The sequence below is a fragment of the Suttonella ornithocola genome (genome assembly GCF_001889065.1).
GTDB lineage: Bacteria > Pseudomonadota > Gammaproteobacteria > Cardiobacteriales > Cardiobacteriaceae > Suttonella_A > Suttonella_A ornithocola.
The window spans coordinates 1-432 of record NZ_LWHB01000283.1; the positions used below are offsets into that span (position 1 = coordinate 1).

Here is a 432-nt window from a genome sequence, read left to right on the forward strand (position 1 = left end):
CTTTAAAACCACATTCATCAAGATAGACTATCGGTTTGTCTTGAGCGGTCTTATCCACTATTTGTTCTTGAAAGTGTTCTCTTTTCTCTGTGTCGGCTTTTGGATGTTGGTTAATCTTTTTTTATGCGTTATCTTTAGTCGCTTTAGAGCATAACAAATCGCTGATTGCGAGCAATTAAAACGTCTAGCGCTTTCCCATTGGTAATCATCGGGATACTGCTCAATATCCTTAAGCAAGGCTTCATCATCAATCTTTGAGGGCTTACGCTCAGTAAAGCCTTTAGGATGGGGATTTTTAATCCAGCTATAAACGGTGAATTTGCTGATCTTGTAGCGCTTTGCAACAGCGTGCCAAGTTTCTCCATTAGCAATATCGTTAAGAATTTTCTGTCGGAATTGGCGGCAGTAGGTCATAGGATATGCTCAGTTTGT

The 432-nt window shown here is 40.0% G+C and carries 1 protein-coding gene; it reads right to left on the minus strand.

Annotation, left to right across the window (positions count from 1 at the left end):
- Positions 1-57: 57 nt before the first annotated feature.
- The gene (locus tag A5N85_RS13770) at positions 58-414 is read right to left on the minus strand and encodes an IS630 transposase-related protein (protein WP_072577646.1); all 357 of its coding nucleotides are present in this window, start codon (positions 412-414) and stop codon (positions 58-60) included.
- Between the last annotated feature and the right edge of the window lie 18 nt (positions 415-432).

Bases quoted from the DNA above. Each gene is read 5' to 3' on its own strand.
- A5N85_RS13770 (WP_072577646.1), bottom strand. From the start codon at position 414: ATGACCTACTGCCGCCAATTCCGACAGAAAATTCTTAACGATATTGCT.